The sequence below is a fragment of the Xenorhabdus szentirmaii DSM 16338 genome (assembly GCF_002632585.1).
Lineage (GTDB): Bacteria > Pseudomonadota > Gammaproteobacteria > Enterobacterales > Enterobacteriaceae > Xenorhabdus > Xenorhabdus szentirmaii.
This window is the reverse complement of record NZ_NIBV01000002.1, coordinates 629718-651623: the sequence shown is the minus strand read 5'-3', so window position 1 is coordinate 651623 and position 21906 is coordinate 629718. Positions and strand designations below refer to the sequence as shown.

Below are 21906 nucleotides of genomic sequence, written 5' to 3'. Positions count from 1 at the left end.
ATTCCTCCATAGTTCAGTCGGTAGAACGGCGGACTGTTAATCCGTATGTCGCTGGTTCGAGTCCAGCTGGAGGAGCCAAATTTAAGAAAGCCCGATTAGTTTTTTCCAGTCGGGCTTTTTGCTTTCCTGAAAATAAAAATGATCTCATGAATAGATGCCGCTACAGCCGCTCACCTTAAAAATACAAACACCATTTTCCCTCTTTTCTTTGTGTGCTTATTGAGTTCCCATTCCTAAACAATACTGTTACCTGCCGACTTATGATGACTTGCCCTGAATTGTGACACCATAATCCTGAACCCCACTGTTGAAATGCTTAAAAAAAAGCCAATGAGTGCATATTGTCAGCAAACAAACGGTCATTGTGATTTTCAGCTTTGACAAACATAAAAAGCCCCGTTAATATGCACCCCGTTCTCAGGAACGAAGCAATTCCTCCATAGTTCAGTCGGTAGAACGGCGGACTGTTAATCCGTATGTCGCTGGTTCGAGTCCAGCTGGAGGAGCCAAATTTAAGAAAGCCCGATTAGTTTTTTCTAGTCGGGCTTTTTGATTTCTGCTCTTTTTTACATACACATGCATTCCCTTTTCACACAGCCTCATTATTATTGTAGTCTTCCAATTGCACACTTTCAGTTCTCTGGACTTTCCCTAACCACAATAAAAACCTCAAAAAAACCGAGCTGTATACATTATCAGCAATCAAACGATTTTTGCCATTTTCTGCTTTGACAAATGCAACAAGCCCCGTTAATATGCACCCCGTGTTGAAGGAGTTCCTCCATAGTTCAGTCGGTAGAACGGCGGACTGTTAATCCGTATGTCGCTGGTTCGAGTCCAGCTGGAGGAGCCAAATTCAATTCACCCTCGTGTTATTACTTCTATTTTCCTTATTTTGATAAAACTATTCCCTCTGAATACCCTGCTTACATAAATCTAATACCTATTTTTTTTGAAAAAAATAGAATTTTTTCATTCAATCATAGCTATTTAGCTATTTTCGTTTTATTATCCTCCTCCGGCTTAAGGAATGCTGAATCAGCATCCGTTATCTTTATCACCCCTATTCTGGAGCCGGTTTCATGACCACTGAATCATATACTATCAAAATCCGCCGTCCTGACGACTGGCATGTCCATTTCCGTGATGGTGACATGTTAAAAACCATTGTTCCCCATACCAGCCGTTTCTTTGGCCGAGCCATTGTCATGCCAAACCTTGCCCCTCCAGTAACAGATATTGCCAACGCTAAGGCCTACAAAGACCGTATCCTTGCAGCAATCCCGTCAGATCACAATTTTCACCCCCTGATGACCTGCTATCTGACCGATTCAACAGACAGTAAGCAAGTTGAAATGGGTTATAAGGAAGGCATTTTTACTGCTTGTAAACTGTACCCCGCCAATGCAACCACCAATTCTAGTCACGGCGTTTCTGATATCAAGAAAATCTATCCTGTGTTAGAAACCATGGAAAAAATAGGAATGCCCCTGTTGGTTCATGGCGAAGTTACTGCACCCCATATAGATATTTTTGATCGTGAAGCGAGATTTATTGAACAAGTCATGGAACCATTACGTAAACAGTTCCCTGAACTTAAAGTTGTTTTTGAGCATATTACAACAAAAGAAGCAGCAGAGTATGTTCTTGAAGGCAATGATAAAATAAGTGCCACATTGACACCACAGCACTTAATGTTCAATCGTAATCACATGCTGGTTGGTGGCATTCGCCCTCATCTTTACTGTTTACCCGTACTAAAACGCAACATCCACCAAGAAGCTCTGCGTGCTGCCGTTGCCAGTGGCTGTAATCGCTTTTTCCTAGGAACAGATTCCGCTCCTCACGTATTACACCGCAAAGAATCATCTTGTGGATGCGCCGGTGTTTTCAATGCCCCGACAGCCCTTGCCGCTTATGCCACAGTTTTTGAAGAAATCGGGGCGATGGAACATTTTGAAGCCTTCTGCTCCCTGAATGGCCCTGCATTTTATGGCCTGCCAGTCAACGATGGTTTTATTGAACTGACTCGTAAGCCAGCCATCGTCACTGAATATATTGAATGCAGTTGTACTAATGAACGATTCATTCCATTTCTTGCTGGAGAAGATGCAGGATGGGATATCAAAATATGTAGATAATTTGTCATTACTTTTTATATGGGAATAGGTACGGAAATTATCCTTTATTTCCGTACAACCTTCCCTTATAAAGAATAGGAATAACTTCCAATCATTTCTATCAACAATACTCAAAAAATTCGGTTCTTTTCACTTCTTAGATTTTTAAAAAGGGTTATACTGCTCATTACTCACACTGGTGAGGCTTTTTGCTCTTAGTCAATTATATCAATAATGATGCTGTAGTCTGATTAGGAGGTTATGTGGAAAGAAAAAATGAAATAATTCAAACACATCCTGTTATAGGCTGGGACATCAGCATAGTCGATGCCTATGATGCCATGATGATACGCCTTCATTGCTCACCCTCTCAGGAGCAATCCTCAGAAAGTGTCAACATTGATAAAACATTATGGCTGACAACAGGGGTAGCTAAACAGCTCATCCTCATTTTACAAGCTGGAATTGAGAAAATTGAGGCTTCAGAATACAGTCAACTTGATCATATCAAACATTAACGACAACTTGCACACTAGCCATATTTGGACACTCAATTGATTGAGTGTCCAGCAATAATGTTTTCGCTGTTTATTATTTTTTATATTATTGTATTATATGATTATATTTATCTAAGCTATGATAAATTAATCATCGAGTTACTGAGACAATAACCATAGTAGTAGAACAAGGACGTTCAAATAATGAAAGTATTAGTTATCGAAGAATGCCATTATACACGCTTGGGTATTCTTGAATCCCTGAAAGAAAATACAAATATTCTTTCCATGGGAGTGATATCCATCTGTGATGCGATAAATATCCTGCCTACATTCCATCCAGATGTTGTTTTGGTTAATTCAACACAGTATGGCTGCTATAGTGAATATTGTATTCATTTACAATCATTTATCTCATTAGTTAGTAAATCCCGGCTTTATTTTTATATTAATAAACCATACCCACTTACCAAATTTCCTATCCAATTGACAAACAAGGATTTTATCCTATCAAAAAAAAGCCTTCCTACGTTAATTGACCACTTAAAAAAAATAGCGTCGCCTGTTGATCAACATTATTTTTCTCATTTCAACACACACAGTTCTATTTTCAGTTACCAGGAAAATCGGATTTTATATTATTGGATGCTGGAAACGAATACCCATAAAACTGCCCAAATCTTAAATATCAGTAATAGTACAGTTTATTCTCACAAGAGACATATTACTGAAAAAATGGGTGTTTCTAATCAAATGGAATTGGTTTTTATCTACAATATCTTTAAATATGTCTGCTAAATTTTAAGACGTGTTTATAGGGCAAAAACTCACACTATTTGCTCTAATATACCACTTAAAAAAATAACATATTGATGATACCAAGTTGCAGCTATCTGGCTGCAACTTGAAGCACAAAGGGAATATTACTTAATGGCTTGCAAGGAGGTCATGTTCAGACCATCATTTAACCGATAGCGAGATTTATTAAAGATCTTAGCCCCATTTTCCCTTCCTGCACGACGGGCACGTTGCTCGTCTTCAGGTAACTTCATCTCTTCACGACAAGTATCGCTGCAGCAACCTTCAAAACGTTCTGCACAAGCTGGGCACTGGATAAACAACAAATGACAACCGTCATTTTTGCAATTAGTGTGGCTGTCGCATTCATTTCCACACTGGTGACAATGTGCAATGACATCATCAGAAATTCGTTCGCCCATACGCTCATCAAAAACAAAATTCTTACCAACAAAACGCACTGGCAAGCCTTGTTCTTTCGCTTTACGGGCATATTCAATAATACCGCCTTCTACATGATAGACTTTTTCAAAGCCATTATGCAGCATATAAGCGCTTGCTTTTTCGCAACGAATTCCGCCAGTACAATACATGACAATATTTTTATCTTTACTGTCCTGCAACATGTCCACAGCCATTGGCAACTGTTCACGGAATGTATCTGAAGGGACTTCAATTGCATTTTCGAAATGCCCCACTTCATATTCGTAATGGTTACGCATATCGACGAAGACAGTATCAGGATCATCCAACATTTGGTTAACCTGCTCAGCTTTGAGGTAATCACCCGTTTTTGATGGATTAAACGTTTCATCTTCGATACCATCAGCCACAATGAGATCACGCACTTTCATACGTAATACCCAGAATGATTTACCGTCATCTTCCAGGGCAATGTTTAAACGCAGGTTGCATAACGCAGGATCGGTTTCATCCAATAACGTTCTTAAAGCATCAACATTTTTGGATGGCACACTAATTTGTGCATTAATCCCTTCTTTGGCGATGTAGACTCGTCCAAAAACAGACAGTTCGGCAAATTTTACATACAAATTATCACGAAAAGCCTGTGGCTCAGAGATGGTAAAATATTTATAAAAAGAGATGGTCGTACGTGGCTCGGTTTCGGCTAACATACGCTCTTTCAACTCTTTATTAGAAATACGGTTATGTAACACTGGCATGGTGTACTGTCCTGAATTTCGATTACAAAAAGAATAAAAATCTCAATGGTTGCTCCATTGATGGCCGGTTATCATAGCTAAAATGACCTTTAACGGGTAGTGATTTGTGTTCTCCCGTTGAATATCATGCGCGGGAATATCATAATCATGCTGACATGGCTCTTAGGGTCTATTTCAAAATAGGCTTCCGATAAAATAAACATATTGAAAACATATGATACAAGCACCTCCTTTTCGTCGTTCATTTTTACATCCCCGTTACTGGCTGACCTGGTTAGGCATCGGTATTCTTTATCTACTAGTCTTACTCCCTTATCCCGTGATTTATTGGATGGGAACCCGGCTTGGCCGGTTTTCACAGCGTTTTTTAAAGAAACGAGCCAAAATTGCTGAACGTAACTTGGCACTTTGTTTTCCCGATTTATCAGCAGAGCAGCGACACGAATTGCTGATTAAAAATTTCGAATCCGTGGGCATGGGCTTATTTGAAACCGGCATGGCTTGGTTTTGGCCTGACTGGAGAATTAAACACTGGTTCAAGGTCACAGGAAAAGAAAACCTTCAAAAAGCCAGCGATGCAAACCAAGGGATCATCATCATCGGGATTCACTTTCTGACATTAGAATTGGGCGCTCGCATCATCGGCACATTGAAACCAGGAATTGGTGTTTATCGTCCGAATGATAACCCCGTGATGGATTGGTTACAGACATGGGGAAGACTACGTTCCAATAAATACATGGTGGACAGAAAAGATGTTAAGGGCATGGTTCGCTGCCTGAAAAAAGGCGAAATGATCTGGTATGCACCCGATCATGATTACGGCCCACGCAATAGTGTCTTTGCTCCGTTCTTTGCTGTTGAACATGCAGCAACCACTGTCGGAACGTCAATTCTCGTCCGTCTGGCTAATCCGGTATTAATCCCTTTTACGCCACGCAGATTACCCAATGGCCAAGGTTATGAACTGATCATTCAACCGAATGTAGAAGACTTCCCTGTTAAAGATGAAGTAGAAGCAGCCGCATTCATGAATAAGGTCATTGAAAAAGAAATTATGCAAGCGCCTGAGCAATATATGTGGCTACACCGTCGCTTCAAAACACGCCCCAAAGATATGTCATCTCTGTACGGTGATAACAACTAATCTCACTGGCAAAAATATAGGCTGCTCTTTCTTGATATCTACTACCTTGAGATCCTGAATAGCAGCCTACATTCCCTGAGCATTTTTCAGGCTATTTTCAGCTTTTCATCCTTGAAATCATACTGATAACTCAGATGATAAGCTAATAAAAACCACAAACATCCGTAATATCTGAATAGGAATAAGCATTCCCTTGTTCTTTCTCAAATTTTCGTCTGGTTTCTTTATAACACTGGCGCTTGGTATGTTCTTTTGTATGTTGCATGGCTGGCATTTGTCTCATATGAGGAGATGTTTTTAACTGCTTTCCATCCCAATCATAGGAAAACTCCAGATTTTGCTTCTGCTCAAACTTATCGTGATATTCCTTGACTTGATTTTCTCGTTTTTCAGCCAAGGCATTATCTTCTGCCAATTTTTCTGTATTCCAATTGCTGTGATTCAGCCTTTCTCTCTTTTTCAGATACTCTTCCGAAGGTTTATTATCTGCGGGTATATCGCTTTTGTAGCTTAAATCCAATGCCAGCGCTTGAGAAAAGCACACTGACAAAATCAAAAACAAGCAGCATGATCCTTTGAATCTCATGTATTTCCCTTTTGTAACTATTACAATAAATCACTATTTAATAATTGTTCTTATCTGACGTCAATACTCCAATTTTTGTATAACCAGTTAACCCGTTACCAAACAAAATAGCGCTTTACAAATTAATATCTTTTTAACATTCTGTTTTTATTTTTATAAAAAGTGAGATTTTCATGTATTCGTATCCTATTTATCATGTTGATGCTTTCACTGAAAAACTATTTTCTGGTAATCCGGCAGCGGTTATCTTGCTAGATAAATGGCCGGTTGATGAGGTTTTGGTTTCAATGGCTGCTGAAATAGGCCTTCCAGAAACCGCTTTTTTGGTCGGAAACCATCTACGCTGGTTCACACCCAAAATAGAAATAAGCTTATGTGGACATGCAACATTAGCTACAGCATTTATTCTCGTAAAGCATCACAATAATCAGGATAATCCCCTTATTTTTGAAACACTCTCCGGTAAACTACAAGTTTTTCATCAAGATGAAATTTTTACACTGAATTTCCCTGCGGCTGATTGCCGTGAAGAAAAAAAACTGATCCCAGTTATGCAAGATGCTCTGGGACAGCATGTTTCCGAAGTTTTCGTTTCACATGATCGCTATATTTGTGTGTTAGATTCAGCAGATCAAATCACCAATACCCAGCCGGATTTTAATAAAATAGCTGCATTGCCCTTGCCAGGTCTTACCATTACCTCCCTTGGGGATTCATCTGTTGATTTTGTATCGCGCTATTTTGCTCCCGCTAAAGGAACTGATGAAGATCCTGTTACAGGCTCCAGCCATTGTGTGCTAGCGCCTTTCTGGGCGAAACGACTCCATAAAATTGAGCTTCATGCCCGCCAATTATCTAATCGGGGTGGCAATATATTCTGCCGAATCAATGGGGATCGTGTTTATCTAACAGGTAAAGCGAAGCTCTTTTCACAGGGTCGAATATCACTCGAGAACATATAATTCATTATTATTTCGTATAGCAGGGTCAACAGAACAAACGCTGCTGACCCATAATCACGGCAATCAGCCTCAGTACCGTGCCAATAAATCTGAATTAATTTCAGAGATTGACTTCGCCCCGGTTAAGGTCATTGCCACCCGCATCTCTTTATCAATCAGATCCAGCAGATTGGAAACGCCCGCTTCTCCTGCTGCTGCCAGAGCATAAGCAAAAGCACGCCCCAGCAAAACACTATCGGCTCCCAACGCAATCATTCTCACCACATCTAATCCCGTTCTGATACCCGAATCAGTCAGAATAGTAATGTCATTTTTAACTGCGTCTGCAATTATAGGTAAAGCCCGGGCTGTTGACAGAACCCCATCAAGCTGACGGCCCCCGTGATTTGAAACCACAATACCATCCGCACCAAAACGCACAGCATCTTTGGCATCTTCGGGATCAAGTATCCCTTTGATAATCATGGGCCCTTTCCAGAAGTCACGGATCCATTCCAAATCTTTCCATGAAATAGAGGGATCAAAATTCTTTCCCAGCCATCCAATATAATTGGACAGTTTAATCCGCTTGCCTAAGTATGCGGAGATATTGCCAAGATCATGCGGCTTACCCCATAATCCCACATCCCATGCCCACTGAGGGTGTGTCAGTGTTTGCAAGATACGGCGCATGGCTGCATTTGGGCCGCTCATGCCCGAGTGATCATCACGATAACGCGCCCCTGGCACTGGCATATCAACAGTGAATACCAGATTTTTAACTCCGGCTGCTTGCGCCCGTTCTAATACATTGCGCATAAAGCCACGATCTTTCAGCACATACAGTTGGAACCATATCGGCCGATTAATCGCTGAGGCAACCTCTTCAATCGGACATACTGATACCGTTGATAACGTAAATGGTATCCCTTTTTTAGCCGCAGCGCGGGCAGCCTGAACTTCACCACGGCGTGCATACATCCCTGATAATCCCACAGGAGCCAGCGCCACTGGCATTGACATTTTTTCTCCGAATAAACTAGTTTCCAAACTTAATTCAGACATGTCATTCAAAACACGCTGACGTAATTCAATATTGGATAAATCTGCTGTATTACGTCTAAGGGTATGCTCCGCATAGGCTCCTCCGTCAATATAGTGGAACAGAAAAGGGGGTAATTTAGCCTGTGCGGCAGCTCGATAATCAGTTGAAGAGGAAATAATCATAATATGCACCTTAATGTTAAAAAATTATTCGTTCATTTTTAATGATGCCAGGATCAGAACCATTACAGCTGCAACTCACTCATAAGGCAGCATTGATAAAACCGTTCCTCCATAATGCCCTTCAGTATTAACGATCCCAAAATCAAGCAAACAACAATAATGTTGTTCAAACAAATCATATTGCTCAAGGCTCATCAACAGATACAATACCAAATCAGATTGATATTCATTCCATTATTTTCTGTTAAGGAATGTTACCCCCTACAAATGTCAGATAAGACATTTTTAGCCTCTGAGCAAAAATCCTAACTCCCCAACGTAGTGAAAATAAAAATATTATATAGCTCACATACATTTTTATGTGAGCTATATAATACAATTCTTACTTATTATCATAATATAAACATTACATTAAACGATTTTCAATTTACCCAAGGTAGATAGGTTTTTCAAGACTAACAATGAAGTTATCAAAATAAGCATATTGCTCCATTGGTGGAGCCCAATCCAATGTAGAGCCCCCAAAGAACGAACTCCATTTAATCGCATCAATAAAAACATTATTTTCATTTCTTAACTTCAGGTTATTCAACCTTAATATTTCTTTACCATCAATATATTGTGCATAGACTCCATCACGCTTACCTATATTATTTAATGATACATATTGGGTCAGCGTATACCAAACACCCCTCTTTAATGAGACATTTAGTTTAATGTAATCACCACACCGTTCTTCTTTCTCTGGATAATAGAGATATCCGAATAACTCCCCTTCTTTTCGCCACATTAACCGGCTACTGAAACCATCAAAATCACCATTATCAATACACCCTGACGGATGATCTCCACCGGACAATCCCGGTAGCTTACCTCCCTTAATCCACATAAAATCTTTACTGAACATAACCTGATACTGTAGCCACAATGCCTTATATTCACCTTTAATCGGTGCATTGAATGACGTCCCCGCCTTAGAGCCAACTGTATTGGCAAGGTAAGTAAGCTCTAACACTTTATTTTGAGTGCCATGAGGATCAACAACGATATTTAATCGGCCTTGATTGAGCCCAGATGATGATGTGGGTGAAATTCCCCAATCAGTTTTGAAATCCTTGGCATTATACTTCCCTATTTTATGTTCGAAATTAACATGAACTAAATCATCATTATTCTTATTGAAGATAGTCGAAGAATTAATCGTCACCATAATTTATCCCTTATTCAATCTATACTCATTTCTATATAAACACTTATACCCCTATCTCATTTAAAGTCGCAGCATCGCTAGAGATTACCTTGACAATTCACTACCTTTATATTGCAATGCATTTTGAAATGCACTGGTCATAGTACAATAAAAATAATACCATTCCCTTGAGCGCATGTTTTTATACTGTACCTACTTTTATAAATAGTCAAACACTATGGCAACCTGTCTTTTTTTAAAATACCTCATTGGTCTTTTATATTTAATGCAGCCTAACATTCAACTCTCCAGATTAAGCATAATAAACTGGAGAATTGAAAAATCATCATCTACTTATTTTGATACCATCGTCATTAATGCATCATAAACAGGTAACAGACGAGTAAAGCCTTCTCTATCAAGAAAATGCCCCGCGTTCTCAATAGTAATAACTTCAGTTTGCAACGCACGAGCCAAAGCATAAGAGGATTGTGGAGAAACAATTTCATCATTAGATGAAATGATTGAAAAACGATGTTCTGTCAAGCCACGTAAATAAGAATAATCCAACGGCTTATTAGTGAAGAAAATATCTAATTCTGGTAAAGCCTTCTGAGGCAAGTCACATCCCGCAACCCAAATATATCCACCAAGGCGCAGAGATTCAGAACGCATTGCCTCCAAATGGCGTAATATTGTAATACACCCAAGGCTATGACCAATAAGGATGGTGTTTTCGTCTATATCGGACGCAATATCCATAATTGCATTAGCCCATGCCTCAGGCTGGGCGGCAGATGATTCAGGCATTTCTGGTATGCTCACCTCCGCCCCTTGTTCTGTAAGGATTTCTTTTAACCAAGGAAACCAATGTGATGAAGGTGACGCAGTATACCCGTGAATAACAATTATTCTTTTACCCCAAAACAGCCCATTGTGATTTATCTTTTTTAATGTCATTGACTCTATCCTATTAAGTCATTCATTTATTTAAAGGGAATAAGATAACTTACCCTACAGTAAAATATAACTGATATAAATCAATGACAACATAGATAACCATTCGGCAACAATACTTCAATTTACTTAAACATGTTTAATACTCTTTACTATGGCACAATACGGATAAAATTTACGATTTTTGCACTAAAAGCAATAGGGTCCTCGACAGGAAACATGTGTGTTACACCCGATATAATTTCCGTTTGGCAATCAGGAATGTTCCTTGCCACAGATGCGCTTACAAGCTGAAACAATGGGCGGGAATTCTCACCATAAGCCATATATACAGGTAACGTTATTGTTGCTAACGTGTCTGCATTTATATCAGGCCTTTCAGTTTGGTTTAACTGTTTTGCTATTGTATCTGCCTGTGCTAACTGATTTAGGCGTAGTGTTTCAGGTTGAGAGATAAAATAACCTTTTCGATTACTTGAACCATCAATTAAAGTTTCTACCATTTCAGCTGGTTTCATGTTTTCAGATTGTTCAAATAAAGGCCCAAACATCTTCTGAGCATCCACCATAAATTGTTCAAATTCTTCCGCCTCCAAATGGCTCGGATATCCGGGTTCATAAAGAAAAAGGCTATGAAACAATTCAGGCGCTTTTAACACCGCCAATAATGCCACATCAGCACCATAGGACCACGCAACAAGATGTATTGGAGCAATATCTAATTCACGAACGGCTGCAATAACATCATCAGCATGTGTTTCTATGCCAAATTCCCCTGATTTCCCTGAAGCACCAAAATGGCGTAAACTCAAAGCCATTGGTGATACAATGCTTTCCAGTTCAAGCAGATGCGGATGCCATATACTGCAATCTGCCAATGCGCCATGCAAAAATAGTAAAGGGGTCTTATCGTTCTTTCCATCATGGAGATACCCCAACTGAACTCCATTGATAGTGACCTTTTTTTCCTGATATGTTCCCATTACTTTTCCTCTGTTTCTTTCACTTTTACCTCCTGAGCCAACGCCCTGGCTTCCTTTTCAAGCCAAGATAAAACGACATCATTATTGAACAGGTAAAAATGCCCGCCAGTAAAGAGTTTGTGTTCTACTGAAGCAGACAATACCCGGCTCCAGTCTGACAATTGTGCAGCAGATACTCTTCTATCTTGATTACCTCCTATTACCCAAACTTGAGCATTTAAATTTACTTTTGGCAATCGGGATAAAGAATCCAGTAAAACTAAATCATGCCTCATGATGTTAATCAGGTAATTACGCATTTCAGTGTCCGAGAAAACTTCTGAAGGCGTCCCATTACATTGTTCAATAACATTTAATACGTAATCATCAGAATACGCTTCACATGGCTCGGACTTCAAACCTTCAGGGTGAACGAAACCTCGCGCGGAAATAATAAGAGCAAACTTCTTATTTGGTGATTCACATTCAAGCCGACGTGCGACTTGATAGGCCAACTCTGCCCCTAAACTATGCCCAAATAGTAATAAAGGTTTATCATCTCCTAATTTCAAATGATTTATAGCAGCAAGGATCTCCGATAAAACAGCCTCAGCATCCGTCTGAAAAGGCTCGGCTGCGCGCATTCCTCTTCCGGCCAGTTCTAAACAATAAATGTCAGCAGACTCTGATAACTTGGAAGCCAGTTCCATATAGGAAAAACAAGAACTCCCGGCATGGTGCAAAAATACCAGTTGTATTCCGGCCTGCGGTCTTTTAAATGCAGAAAAAAGTACTGAATTAGACAAGATTAAATTCCTTCAATAGTATGAATGAGAAGTCTGTTGCTAACAAAAAAACGATTATATTGTGCAATAGTCATTAATTGGCTTCTAGTAACAGAATAGCCTGAATAAAAAGAAAACGAAAAATAGATAATTCTAAAAACATATATTCAACACAGAGTAATAACTATTTATTCCTTTTTCTATAATAGAAAAACTTCATGAAGTTATAATAATTAACTGGTTAGAAGTTATTGTTCAATAGTTCTGCTTCCTGCTTTACAGCCTTCCCATTCATCGCTTCTTTTGATTTATGATCTCAATCTATCGCGTACAACCATTAATGCGAATCCCAATAAATTTAACCCATTCCACATCAAAGGATTTTGGATATCAGGAGAATCCTCTGCTAAACCTACGCCCCAAATGCGATCAACAGGACTTGCTTCAACAAGTATTTTTTTCCCTGTATTTAACAAAAACTCTTCCAATGGTTTATTTTGAGAAAACTTAGCTAAGTTACCTTCAATAACTATTTTCAAACGATGTTCATCCCAAACGGGCTGACTAAAACCACGGATTTCACGACCAAACGCTTTTGCAGCCCCCGGATTTTTTGCATTAATAATTTTTTCTAAGGCATCAAGATCATTAAATAAACGTGCCTTTTCTGCCATCATATAGTGTTCCGTGCTGGCATATTTAACATCACCAACAATAAATTCAGCCGGATACCACTGGCTTAGACAAGATTTAGTAATATGATTGATATGCGTGGTTTGATGCCCCCAGAAAAAAAGATATTTTATTTTCTTTCCGGATTGATAAAGTTGACATAATGTTTTGATATCCATATTAATTCTCTACACTACTCCAATTGATTTTTAATTAACAATCAGGGAGCATCATACAAGAATTTTTATGATTGTCGATGGACATCACATTGCATGTAACAAAATGAAGTAAAAAGGTGAAAATAACTTTCAATAAAGTATAAAGAGTAAAAAATTACATATTTCCTTAATGTTTTTATGATTTTCTTAAACTATTTTTACGCCCTATAACAAACACCGCCACCAATCCAACCAAATCAATAGTCACCAGCGTTCCTGCAAATAAAATGCTTCCTTTCAGAGCAAAACCGGTGGCAATTACCAGAATGCACATTGCGATAGAAAAACCCATCCATTGCCCTCTTTTATCCCTTTTTATTACGCCTTCAAGAGCTTTATTCTGTTTTTCATGCCGAAACGCTTGTTCTTTCTCTCTAAAAGAAAACATTCTTTCTGCACACCCCGGTAAAATTGCTTCATAGCTTTTTAATGCTTCTGGCGATGGAAATGAATCCGGGCTCATCTGATTTTTGGGTAAATCATCACTGAAAGGAGCGGTATCTAAAAAATCACGATAATCATTTGCTGGCATAATATCAAGAATACTCCCTATTACTTTAAAATAATGACGCATATTTGAGTTCATAGTCTCTCCTGAGCAATATACACAAAAAATATCATAATTAAATCAGTAGGATATTTAAGTTCAACCTATAACTAAGATAAATTAATCATACTCCTGATATTCATCCTTATTCTCGCCTAAGGCCTGTTTTTGACTGGGAAAAGGCCGGCATTCTTCTGCTTCATAAGTGCCATCGTCCTGACGAACCAAAAATATTTTTCGTCCTGATCGCAATGCCTTACTTATTGCTGTCTGATGTACGCCAATTAAACGTGCGGTTTTTACCTGACCATTTAACCTTACATACTCTGCTAACGAGATTTTTTCCATACTCTTCCTCCTGCCCATACAAAATAATATCTAAAGTACTAAATATTTCAATACTTTTAGTATTTATCATTTTAAGAGCATTGGTATTAAAATACGCTCATGAAAAAGAAACTCACAGCAGAACAACTTGCAGATGCCGCTCGCTTAAAAGACTTATTTGAGTCCAAGAAAAAACAGCTCGGTATCTCTCAAGAAACACTTGCAGAAGACATTGGTAAAACTCAAAGTGCTATTTCACACTATCTCAATGGGATAAATGCCCTTAATTTAGAGATGGCAACCTATTTCGCCGAAAAGTTGGGGGTCTGCATTGCGGATTTCAGCCCAGCACTGGATAAACAAGCCAGAAAACTGGTCAATGTTCTTTACGGTAATCATTCTGCACTGACTAACGAACCTTATACTCAGAACCAATACCCGCTCCTCGATTGGATAGATGCGGGCCATTGGTGCGAAGATCCTACGCAAAAATATCATGCCGGTCGTGCTGACAAGAAATACAAAACCTCTGTTGAATGTTCACCACACGCCTTTTGGCTTGAAGTAAAGGGAGACTCAATGGTATCTCCAAATGGATTAAGCGTACCTCAAGGTATGATCATACTGGTTGACCCGGAGATAAAACCTGTAACTAATAACTTAGTGGTAGCAAAGCTTGATGGAGAAAACACACTGACTTTCAGGCAACTTATTACAGAAGGATATGACTCATTCCTGAAGCCATTAAATATCCAATACAACATGATCCCTCTTACAAGCCATATTCATATTATTGGGGTTGTTGTAGAAGCACGTATTGAAAAATTGCCTTAAGGATATAATGATAATAACTACGCATTTTTTGTTTTAGAAAAACAAACATGTTATTTATTATTTTTACAACAATTTATTGAAGATAACCACTTTAACATAAGGAGTCTTCATTATTATATATACAGTATAAAATCAATTGAGGATTAAGATTATGATTTCTTATATACTATATCTCTTCAGTTAAGAAAACCGATGATATATTAATTAAACTCAATAATATGTTGTCTAAGAATTACCAAACATCAGGTCATAGCTACTCTATGCTCTATTTTTCGAGTCATGGTCTAGTCCATAAAAGATATGCTGGAGTAGATAACCGGCTAATAATGCCAAAGTCAGGAACAAGATAAATAACAAATTATTTACCCAGAGCTGCCAAAGTATCAATTACTCAATAATGATCAATAATAGGCCTTATCAAATTTAATTAACCCATTGATGGCAGAGAGTGCTTTGTTAATCAATTCAACCAATACCTTATCTGTGTTTTCCATCGCCTCATCTACATGCAGTCTGCACATAACCTTGCAAAATACCTTAATTTTTCTCGGTTGCTGATAATGCCTTCTCAAATATCGAGAACAATTGATCCAGCTTCTCCAGTGAGTTCAATGGTGGCTGCATCACCTATACTACCGGGGTATAGATTTCATGCACAGAGCTGCGTGATTGGATGCGAAGCCTGAGACAACCAGCAGTAACATTGTGTCGATTTCAGTCTTGGGGCATTGGCTAGCCCTTGTGTGCTTGGAATCCAGTTCGCAATGTATGTGTTCTGGTAATTAATCCAATCAGTTACTGAATTTCGGTTATCGGGCCACTATTGATTTCGGGTTGTTTGCCATACTTTGAGTGGTAGCAATAAGCTGAAAATGCAGGGAAAACTGAGGCTACGAGCAAAATAACTATCAGTTTTTTCATAGCAACAATTTCCCTATAAACAGAAACCAATCCTCACGACTATCGATAACCAGAAGGAATGTATATAGAAGCATCATGGTGGCCAGTGAATGCCTAGTCATTCAATCCTCAGCAGTTAGTTTGATTCCTGCACACGTTGCTCAATCTGACCGTAACAGCCACTGGTTTAGCCTTGACCTACCGGCAATATCTAATCTCTGTCACTGTCAAATATCCAACATTTGATTGATATGATGAGAATTATTACGGTGGCAAATATGAAAAAGGCCACACCGGAGCGAAGCCTTAACAAATAAACGGGATCAGTTTTAGTTGACCATATATGGACGTCCCCCGGTTGTGCAAGCATTGAATTGATACGGTTTGCGACCATATATCCGGCGTCATTGTGGGCTGAATCACCCGCGCCATGATGTCATCCGAGCCCTGTTTCCTTATCACTACATAGGTATATGATTACCTTGGTCAAGCACAGGCTATTACAGGACAGTAGCTGTTTTCTCATCAGTGTTTGCAAACTCAGTAAACGTCTTTTTTAATCGGTTAATTCACGGCTTTCTTCATCATAAAATCAACATCATCCTTTAAAATTCGCCAGATAATACGCACCAGTTTGTTGGCCAAAGCGACCGTTGCCTTCATGAAGCCACATCGGGCAATTAATTTTCTTAACCATTCGCCCAGAACATCCTCACGTTTTTGACAACAGCGCATCACCGCATGGGCACCGTGAATGATTAACGTTCGCAGGTGACGGTTGCCCTGTTTGGTCATGCCTGACAGATGGATTTTCCCTCCAGAACTGTCTTGGCGTGGAACCAGCCCACACCAGGCCGAGAGCTGACGACCCTGCGCGAACTGATCTACATTGACGTCACTGACAAAAGCGGCGGCAATCAACGGCCCCACACCGGGAATGGTCAGTAAGTGGGCGTAACCCGATTGCTGACTTGAAACCGCCTGAATCTCTTTATCCATTTCGTGAAGACGAGCATCAAATCGCCGCATATCGTCCTGTAATGAATGCAACAGGCGACGAAGAACAAAGGATAAAGCATTGTTTCCGTCTTCCAGAATATCAGACAGGGCTTGCCGGAGTTGCTGAATGCCCGCGGGGATAACGATCCTCTGTTCGACGAGCAATGCCCGGATTTGATTAATCAGGGCGGTACGCTGTTCTACCACGAGTTGCCGGGCACTGCGCAGAGCTTTGATATCCTGCTGCTCAACCGTTTTGACCGGAACAAAATGAATCCCGGGACGGCAGGCGGTTTCACAGATGGCCAGCACATCATTGGCATCGTTTTTCTGATTTTTACAGAGTGCTTTGACATACTGAGTCGGAATAAGCCGGACGGCATAGCTCATAGCCTGGAGCGTTCTTCCCCAATAATGAGCTCCCTGGCAAGCCTCCATCGCAATAAGGGTATTGAGCGGAAACGCCCGGAGTGTATCCAGCAATTTTTGCCGTGAGATTTTTTTATTCCAGGTCACAGAATTATCCGTTGACCAGACACAGACCTGGAAAACGTTTTTGGCGAGATCAATGCCCACCACTTTGATTGTGTTCATGAGAAATACTCCCGAAATGCAATGTATTCAGTATCAAGTTAACGATGACACTGTTTGCAACTGAAGAGGGGGACGTCCATCACATCACTACAGTATCGACTAACAAAGATAGCCCGTTGCCATCCGCCAGCGTATAGGCTTTTTCCTTTGGTTTGGCTCACTTGATTGCCAAGTCTGTTAGCTTCATAAACCACCCAATATTGTATAGAAAAAATGTATAGGGAATTTCTATACAACAAATTGTAGAGATTTAGGAAAACGACAGTAGACCTTGATATAATGAGAGATTGGTTTTTTGTTTGATTTTACTGGGAAAAGTAGACTTTAGGATATGCTAGTAGAAGTGTATATGGCGGAGGAGGAGAGATTCGAACTCTCGGATGGTTTCCCATCGGCGGTTTTCAAGACCGCTGCCTTCAGCCGCTCGGCCACCCCTCCGCGATGTCGAGCACTATAAACATCGTGGTTATCATTGTAAAGCACTTATCTGTTCAAGTGCCGTTAATTTACTCAAATTGCTATCTATTGGTCTATTTATTCAGCATTTTTGGTAATCTTTCTTGGGAATGATGGTGATTTTTGCTAAATTGCCAGTATCGTTATTGAATGGTTGAAAAGTTATGTTGGTATTTGAAGGGCGTACGATCGAAACTGATGCGCAAGGTTATTTGAAAAACAGCAGTGATTGGTTGGAAGCTATCGCTCCTCTGCTTGCCGAGCAAGAAGCAATCATACTCACTGAACAACATTGGGAAGTGATACGTTTTGTGCGTGAGTTCTATGAAGAATTTAATACTTCTCCCGCAATTCGTATGTTAGTCAAGGCTATCTCACAAAAGTATGGCGAAGAGAAAGGAAATAGCCGCTACCTGTATCGCTTATTCCCTAAGGGGCCTGCAAAACAAGCGACAAAAATTGCAGGCCTCCCAAAACCCGTTAAATGTATTTGATTTATCTGTCATTAATGACGGATACTAAAATCCGTCATTTCTTCTGCGTCACCAAAATGAGATTGGAAATGGTCAATTTTGGCACCAGGCGGCCCGCCTTGCTCCAACCAACAAGTTAACATATTGATTTGCTGATCATTACCACAGGCAACGATTTTAACGCTGCCATCATTCATGTTACGAACATATCCTGTCAGCTTATTTTTCTTTGCCCAATGATATGTTTGGTAACGAAATCCAACTCCCTGTACTCGTCCGTAAACATTAATAGTAATATTACGTTTAGTCATTGTTGCGCTCCTCTTAAATGGGACAATAGCAATTTTGGAACGTAAAACTTACTTTTAGTATTGTATTTTATATACGCAGCGGCTAACCTGAAATTATCAAATGGTATTTTTATGCCATTTTTATCTCAAAAGTCATGCAAAATTTCGGTTACCGGGTGTGCGCTTGAAATTTGCCTTACAGCCCTTATATTAAGAGTCATTGCAAGGTTTCTTTGGAGGTGACTATGATGATCGCCAGCAAATTCGGTATCGGTCAGCAAGTTCGACATAGCTTGTTGGGTTATTTGGGTGTTGTTGTTGATATTGATGCCGAATATTCTTTAGAACAACCGCAGGAAAATGATATTGCGTCTAATGCCACTTTACGCTCAGCTCCATGGTACCACGTTGTGATGGAAGGTGATGATGGGCAACCTATCCATACATACTTGGCAGAAGCTCAATTGACTTACGAAATATCAGACGATCATCCGGAACAACCTTCTATGGATGAATTAGCTGAATCCATCCGTAGCCAATTGCAAGCTCCAAGACTACGGAATTGAATTTTTTCACTCTCATTACTGTTGTTCAGAGCCCGTTATTCAAATCACACATATAAGGTGGCGAATAAAATAACATTCACCGCCTTCATTACTTTTCCATTCCCAAACGTGGGATTTCAATTTTCGGGCAACGATCCATTACAACATCCAGCCCTGCGTTTTCTGCCAATAATTTTGTCTCTTCATTGATGATGCCCTTTTGCAACCATAAAACCTTTGCACCGATAGCAATCGCTTCTTCAGCAACACCGTAAGTCGCTGATGAATTGCGAAATACATCAACCATATCAACCGGTTGTTTGAGATCGGACAATTTACTTATCACACGCTGTCCCAATAAGGTTTGTCCCACCAGCTTAGGGCTGACAGGAATAACCTGATACCCTTGACTCAGCAGGTATTTCATTACCTTATAACTCGGGCGATCTGCTTTATCACTCGCCCCAACTAATGCTATTGTTTTGGTTTTTATTAATATGTTAGTGATGAATTGATCACTTATCTGGCCTTTCATGCGACTTCCTCTCTTGTCTGGCTATTATTGATTAGAATGGCACTAAGCCTTGCGTTGAACCGGTACACCTAATTGCACTAATTGATGAATAAAGGTCGATGGATTTTTGGGGTCCTGCATTAACCAAACCTGTTTTTTCGCTCTAGTCAGTGCAACATATAATAAGCGACGTTCTTCCGCATCAGGAAAATCCTCTGGTTGGGGCAATAAAACCAGTTCTATCACCGATTCTCTCGCAGGAGCAGGAAAACCGTCTTGCCCCTGCTGCAAACCTAAAATGATGACATAGTCTGCTTCTTGTCCCTTAGAAGCATGAACAGTCATAAATTTAATGGTTAAATTCGGCCAACGGGTTGCGGCTTTTTTCAATAATTCGGGTTTTAGGTAATGGTAACGGGCTAATAACAAAATGGTTTCTTGTTTCGTTACATAACTGCTCATTTTATTGAGCAATGCTTCTAACTGTTCTTCCGGTAATATCACAACTGATTTTTTATTACCTTTTGCCAGGCTATTAAGGGGGTTAGCCAATTGATGGGGATTGTGTTGTATAAATCGATTCGCAATTTCACCAATACGGGCATTGAAACGGTAAGTGGTGTCCAGCTTACATTCGTTAATTTCTCCAAAATAAGCAAGAAAAGCCGCCGCTACAGTGAGTTCATCTCCACCACGATGATAAATTGCCTGTCGATCATCTCCCACCGCAAATAAATGACTTTGTTTATTTTGTGTTTTCAATGCCATTAATAACTTGGCTTGCAATGGAGAAAGATCCTGAAATTCATCTATGAGAATATGTTTCCATGGACTGATGAACTTACCTTTTTCCAGAATATTCACTGCTTGATGAATAAGGCCAAAAAAATCAACAGTCCCTTCAGATCGTAATGCTAATTTCCAGGCTTTCAGCAGAGGTGCCATTAGCCGTATCCGTTTCTGGAACACAGAAGAGTGAATCGCTGGAGCCAGTTCAATCATTTCTTTCTGACTCGCACCATGCATGCGCATTAACTCCAACCATCGCTCCAGGCGGATAGCCAAACGAGTTGTCAGCTGGTTATCATGCCAATATTCACCTTCAGGCAATTGCCAGCCCAATTCTTCATTCAACCATTCTCGCCAACCTTTGGCCTGAGCTTTTTTGCCGCTACATTGTTTTTGCCATTCCTGAATGAGGAAATCACGACGCTTTTGCTCATTCGTTTCCAGTACACTTATGTTTGGCGGTTTATTGCTACTTTGCTGAATAATATGTAATGCCAGAGCATGAAATGTCTTTGCTTCTTCCTTCATTCCCCGCTGGGCCTGAATGCATTCATTCATCGTATCAGCGGCCTGATGGTCAAAAGCCAACAATAAAATTTGTTCAGGAAGTGCCTGATGACGTAATAGTAACCAGCCAGAACGGGCAATTAAAACAGATGTTTTTCCGCTTCCTGCCCCAGCCAAAAGTAAAATATTCTTTTCACCATTCAACACTGCTTGACTCTGAGCCTGATTGAGCCGAAGAACTCCAGAATTACGGAAAAATTCACTGTATTGAGCAAGAATACGATCTACCCATTGTTGATTCAGGAACTGAATTGTTTTTTTTCCTTCACTCAACCAATTCAAGCAGACCTGATAATCATCGCGGCAGTTATCAAATTGTACAATTCGTTGTAATGGCAAAGGGATTGATTGAAGCGTTTCATGGATCTGCCGCTGTAATAACGCCAAATCTGCCGTTTTCAACCAACGATCTTGTTGCTTCACTTTGTTGATTTCATTTATTTGACCAGCCAAGACATTCGCGGTAATCCCACTCATGTCAACGCTCCATTTTTGCCATTCTTTCAACAAGTAATGGTAAAAATGCTGTGTTTGCTGCCATTCTGTGCCATGCAAGCGAACAACTTTTCCTTCAGGTAATTCAAATTCAAGCTCTCCCCAAACAATCCCTCGCTTGCACTGAATATGGATTAATTGATTAAATGGAATAAGGTACTGGTGTTTGTCACCGCTAACTTCGATACCAGCATTGAGTAAACGTACCCTGTTATAAGGGTGCTGAGCGAGGCGTTGGCCAATTTGCGTTGATTTTAGTTCCATATTGTCGTGGCACCGTACCTAGAAATTGT

General features: G+C 39.9%; 22 protein-coding genes, 4 tRNA genes and 1 pseudogene. 11 read left to right on the top strand and 16 right to left on the bottom strand.

The annotated features are described in order from the left end of the window. Positions 1 to 2 precede the first annotated feature (2 nt). The 6 genes from Xsze_RS12700 to Xsze_RS12675 all read left to right on the top strand — a co-directional run bounded on the left by Xsze_RS12700 (position 3) and on the right by Xsze_RS12675 (position 3415). A tRNA-Asn gene (locus Xsze_RS12700) sits at positions 3 to 78 on the top strand. 355 nt (positions 79 to 433) lie between these two features. Then, positions 434 to 509 (top strand) — tRNA-Asn (locus tag Xsze_RS12695). A gap of 268 nt (positions 510 to 777) precedes the next feature. Continuing rightward, positions 778 to 853, top strand: a tRNA-Asn gene (locus Xsze_RS12690). Positions 854 to 1082: 229 nt separating this feature from the next. Then, a complete protein-coding gene (pyrC, locus tag Xsze_RS12685) occupies positions 1083 to 2141 on the top strand; it encodes a dihydroorotase (protein WP_038240849.1) in 1059 nt (352 codons plus the stop codon). Positions 2142 to 2383: 242 nt separating this feature from the next. Beyond that, positions 2384 to 2638, top strand: coding sequence for a biofilm formation regulator BssS (gene bssS / locus Xsze_RS12680; protein WP_038240847.1), 255 nt, complete (start codon positions 2384 to 2386; stop codon positions 2636 to 2638). 183 nt (positions 2639 to 2821) lie between these two features. Beyond that, positions 2822 to 3415, top strand: coding sequence for a LuxR C-terminal-related transcriptional regulator (locus Xsze_RS12675; protein WP_038240846.1), 594 nt, complete (start codon positions 2822 to 2824; stop codon positions 3413 to 3415). Positions 3416 to 3540: 125 nt separating this feature from the next. Here the strand turns inward: Xsze_RS12675 and trhO are convergent, their stop codons facing one another. Continuing rightward, positions 3541 to 4599, bottom strand: coding sequence for an oxygen-dependent tRNA uridine(34) hydroxylase TrhO (gene trhO, locus Xsze_RS12670; RefSeq protein WP_038240844.1), 1059 nt, complete (start codon positions 4597 to 4599; stop codon positions 3541 to 3543). 214 nt (positions 4600 to 4813) lie between these two features. Between trhO and Xsze_RS12665 the strand changes: the two genes are divergently transcribed. Next, a complete protein-coding gene (locus Xsze_RS12665; RefSeq protein ID WP_038240843.1) occupies positions 4814 to 5746 on the top strand; it encodes a Kdo(2)-lipid IV(A) acyltransferase in 933 nt (310 codons plus the stop codon). A gap of 142 nt (positions 5747 to 5888) precedes the next feature. On the opposite strand, the gene Xsze_RS12660 is transcribed toward Xsze_RS12665, so the two are convergent. Further along, positions 5889 to 6308 carry a hypothetical protein gene (locus tag Xsze_RS12660; RefSeq protein ID WP_244431852.1) on the bottom strand — a complete coding sequence of 140 codons (420 nt, stop codon included), beginning with the start codon at positions 6306 to 6308 and terminating at the stop codon, positions 5889 to 5891. Positions 6309 to 6505: 197 nt separating this feature from the next. On the opposite strand from Xsze_RS12660, the gene Xsze_RS12655 reads away from it, so the two are divergent. Then, complete coding sequence (locus tag Xsze_RS12655; protein ID WP_038240841.1) at positions 6506 to 7294, top strand: PhzF family phenazine biosynthesis protein; 789 nt, start codon at positions 6506 to 6508, stop codon at positions 7292 to 7294. 69 nt (positions 7295 to 7363) lie between these two features. Here the strand turns inward: Xsze_RS12655 and lldD are convergent, their stop codons facing one another. The 8 genes from lldD to Xsze_RS12615 all read right to left on the bottom strand — a co-directional run bounded on the left by lldD (position 7364) and on the right by Xsze_RS12615 (position 14178). Next, positions 7364 to 8500, bottom strand: coding sequence for an FMN-dependent L-lactate dehydrogenase LldD (gene lldD / locus Xsze_RS12650; protein ID WP_038240840.1), 1137 nt, complete (start codon positions 8498 to 8500; stop codon positions 7364 to 7366). 427 nt (positions 8501 to 8927) lie between these two features. Further along, the gene (locus Xsze_RS12645) at positions 8928 to 9710 is read right to left on the bottom strand and encodes a polysaccharide lyase (protein WP_051462536.1); all 783 of its coding nucleotides are present in this window, start codon (positions 9708 to 9710) and stop codon (positions 8928 to 8930) included. Positions 9711 to 10043: 333 nt separating this feature from the next. Continuing rightward, the gene (locus Xsze_RS12640) at positions 10044 to 10649 is read right to left on the bottom strand and encodes an RBBP9/YdeN family alpha/beta hydrolase (RefSeq protein ID WP_051462535.1); all 606 of its coding nucleotides are present in this window, start codon (positions 10647 to 10649) and stop codon (positions 10044 to 10046) included. Between the two features lie 149 nt (positions 10650 to 10798). Continuing rightward, on the bottom strand, positions 10799 to 11629 hold the full coding sequence (locus Xsze_RS12635; protein ID WP_051462534.1) for an alpha/beta fold hydrolase: 831 nt from the start codon (positions 11627 to 11629) through the stop codon (positions 10799 to 10801). Beyond that, the gene (locus Xsze_RS12630) at positions 11629 to 12414 is read right to left on the bottom strand and encodes a thioesterase II family protein (RefSeq protein ID WP_051462533.1); all 786 of its coding nucleotides are present in this window, start codon (positions 12412 to 12414) and stop codon (positions 11629 to 11631) included. The genes Xsze_RS12635 and Xsze_RS12630 overlap by 1 nt, the downstream gene beginning before the upstream one ends. 287 nt (positions 12415 to 12701) lie before the next feature. After that, entirely contained in the window at positions 12702 to 13244 is a 543-nt protein-coding gene (locus tag Xsze_RS12625; RefSeq protein WP_038240839.1) for a riboflavin biosynthesis intermediates N-glycosidase, read from the bottom strand. Between the two features lie 175 nt (positions 13245 to 13419). Continuing rightward, positions 13420 to 13869 (bottom strand): DUF2335 domain-containing protein, encoded by a 450-nt coding sequence (locus tag Xsze_RS12620; RefSeq protein ID WP_038240838.1) that lies wholly within the window; start codon positions 13867 to 13869, stop codon positions 13420 to 13422. 81 nt (positions 13870 to 13950) lie between these two features. After that, positions 13951 to 14178, bottom strand: coding sequence for a Cro/CI family transcriptional regulator (locus Xsze_RS12615; RefSeq protein WP_038240837.1), 228 nt, complete (start codon positions 14176 to 14178; stop codon positions 13951 to 13953). Positions 14179 to 14277: 99 nt separating this feature from the next. Here Xsze_RS12615 and Xsze_RS12610 point away from each other — a divergent pair, with 99 nt between their 5' ends. Then, the gene (locus tag Xsze_RS12610; protein ID WP_038240836.1) at positions 14278 to 14991 is read left to right on the top strand and encodes a LexA family protein; all 714 of its coding nucleotides are present in this window, start codon (positions 14278 to 14280) and stop codon (positions 14989 to 14991) included. A 1464-nt stretch (positions 14992 to 16455) separates the two neighbouring features. Here the strand turns inward: Xsze_RS12610 and Xsze_RS12605 are convergent. From Xsze_RS12605 to Xsze_RS12600, 3 genes and pseudogenes are all read right to left on the bottom strand, one after another. Beyond that, a complete protein-coding gene (locus tag Xsze_RS12605; protein ID WP_099138231.1) occupies positions 16456 to 17484 on the bottom strand; it encodes an IS110 family RNA-guided transposase in 1029 nt (342 codons plus the stop codon). Between the two features lie 91 nt (positions 17485 to 17575). Then, positions 17576 to 17671 (bottom strand): annotated as a pseudogene (locus tag Xsze_RS23485) (Arm DNA-binding domain-containing protein); the annotation flags it as partial. A 163-nt stretch (positions 17672 to 17834) separates the two neighbouring features. Then, a tRNA-Ser gene (locus tag Xsze_RS12600) sits at positions 17835 to 17922 on the bottom strand. Between the two features lie 182 nt (positions 17923 to 18104). Here Xsze_RS12600 and tusE point away from each other — a divergent pair. After that, the gene (tusE, locus tag Xsze_RS12595) at positions 18105 to 18434 is read left to right on the top strand and encodes a sulfurtransferase TusE (RefSeq protein ID WP_038237300.1); all 330 of its coding nucleotides are present in this window, start codon (positions 18105 to 18107) and stop codon (positions 18432 to 18434) included. Between the two features lie 11 nt (positions 18435 to 18445). Here tusE and yccX read toward each other — a convergent pair whose 3' ends face one another. Then, the gene (gene yccX / locus Xsze_RS12590) at positions 18446 to 18724 is read right to left on the bottom strand and encodes an acylphosphatase (RefSeq protein WP_038237297.1); all 279 of its coding nucleotides are present in this window, start codon (positions 18722 to 18724) and stop codon (positions 18446 to 18448) included. 224 nt (positions 18725 to 18948) lie between these two features. Between yccX and hspQ the strand changes: the two genes are divergently transcribed. Next, positions 18949 to 19269 (top strand): heat shock protein HspQ, encoded by a 321-nt coding sequence (gene hspQ, locus Xsze_RS12585; protein ID WP_176553619.1) that lies wholly within the window; start codon positions 18949 to 18951, stop codon positions 19267 to 19269. An 88-nt stretch (positions 19270 to 19357) separates the two neighbouring features. Here the strand turns inward: hspQ and Xsze_RS12580 are convergent, their stop codons facing one another. Next, entirely contained in the window at positions 19358 to 19771 is a 414-nt protein-coding gene (locus Xsze_RS12580; protein ID WP_038237311.1) for a CoA-binding protein, read from the bottom strand. 54 nt (positions 19772 to 19825) lie between these two features. After that, positions 19826 to 21877 carry a DNA helicase IV gene (gene helD / locus Xsze_RS12575; protein ID WP_038237284.1) on the bottom strand — a complete coding sequence of 684 codons (2052 nt, stop codon included), beginning with the start codon at positions 21875 to 21877 and terminating at the stop codon, positions 19826 to 19828. Between the last annotated feature and the right edge of the window lie 29 nt (positions 21878 to 21906).

Excerpts from the sequence above, each read along its gene's own strand:
- lldD (WP_038240840.1), bottom strand. The coding sequence starts at position 8,500 with ATGATTATTTCCTCTTCAACTGATTATCGAGCTGCCGCACAGGCTAAA.
- Xsze_RS12610 (WP_038240836.1), top strand. The coding sequence starts at position 14,278 with ATGAAAAAGAAACTCACAGCAGAACAACTTGCAGATGCCGCTCGCTTA.
- yccX (WP_038237297.1), bottom strand. The coding sequence starts at position 18,724 with ATGACTAAACGTAATATTACTATTAATGTTTACGGACGAGTACAGGGA.
- Xsze_RS12675 (WP_038240846.1), top strand. The coding sequence starts at position 2,822 with ATGAAAGTATTAGTTATCGAAGAATGCCATTATACACGCTTGGGTATT.
- tusE (WP_038237300.1), top strand. The coding sequence starts at position 18,105 with ATGTTGGTATTTGAAGGGCGTACGATCGAAACTGATGCGCAAGGTTAT.
- Xsze_RS12640 (WP_051462535.1), bottom strand. The coding sequence starts at position 10,649 with ATGACATTAAAAAAGATAAATCACAATGGGCTGTTTTGGGGTAAAAGA.
- Xsze_RS12620 (WP_038240838.1), bottom strand. The coding sequence starts at position 13,869 with ATGAACTCAAATATGCGTCATTATTTTAAAGTAATAGGGAGTATTCTT.
- Xsze_RS12645 (WP_051462536.1), bottom strand. The coding sequence starts at position 9,710 with ATGGTGACGATTAATTCTTCGACTATCTTCAATAAGAATAATGATGAT.
- Xsze_RS12605 (WP_099138231.1), bottom strand. The coding sequence starts at position 17,484 with ATGAACACAATCAAAGTGGTGGGCATTGATCTCGCCAAAAACGTTTTC.
- Xsze_RS12615 (WP_038240837.1), bottom strand. The coding sequence starts at position 14,178 with ATGGAAAAAATCTCGTTAGCAGAGTATGTAAGGTTAAATGGTCAGGTA.
- trhO (WP_038240844.1), bottom strand. The coding sequence starts at position 4,599 with ATGCCAGTGTTACATAACCGTATTTCTAATAAAGAGTTGAAAGAGCGT.
- Xsze_RS12665 (WP_038240843.1), top strand. The coding sequence starts at position 4,814 with ATGATACAAGCACCTCCTTTTCGTCGTTCATTTTTACATCCCCGTTAC.
- hspQ (WP_176553619.1), top strand. The coding sequence starts at position 18,949 with ATGATGATCGCCAGCAAATTCGGTATCGGTCAGCAAGTTCGACATAGC.
- Xsze_RS12635 (WP_051462534.1), bottom strand. The coding sequence starts at position 11,629 with ATGGGAACATATCAGGAAAAAAAGGTCACTATCAATGGAGTTCAGTTG.
- helD (WP_038237284.1), bottom strand. The coding sequence starts at position 21,877 with ATGGAACTAAAATCAACGCAAATTGGCCAACGCCTCGCTCAGCACCCT.
- pyrC (WP_038240849.1), top strand. The coding sequence starts at position 1,083 with ATGACCACTGAATCATATACTATCAAAATCCGCCGTCCTGACGACTGG.
- Xsze_RS12655 (WP_038240841.1), top strand. The coding sequence starts at position 6,506 with ATGTATTCGTATCCTATTTATCATGTTGATGCTTTCACTGAAAAACTA.
- Xsze_RS12625 (WP_038240839.1), bottom strand. The coding sequence starts at position 13,244 with ATGGATATCAAAACATTATGTCAACTTTATCAATCCGGAAAGAAAATA.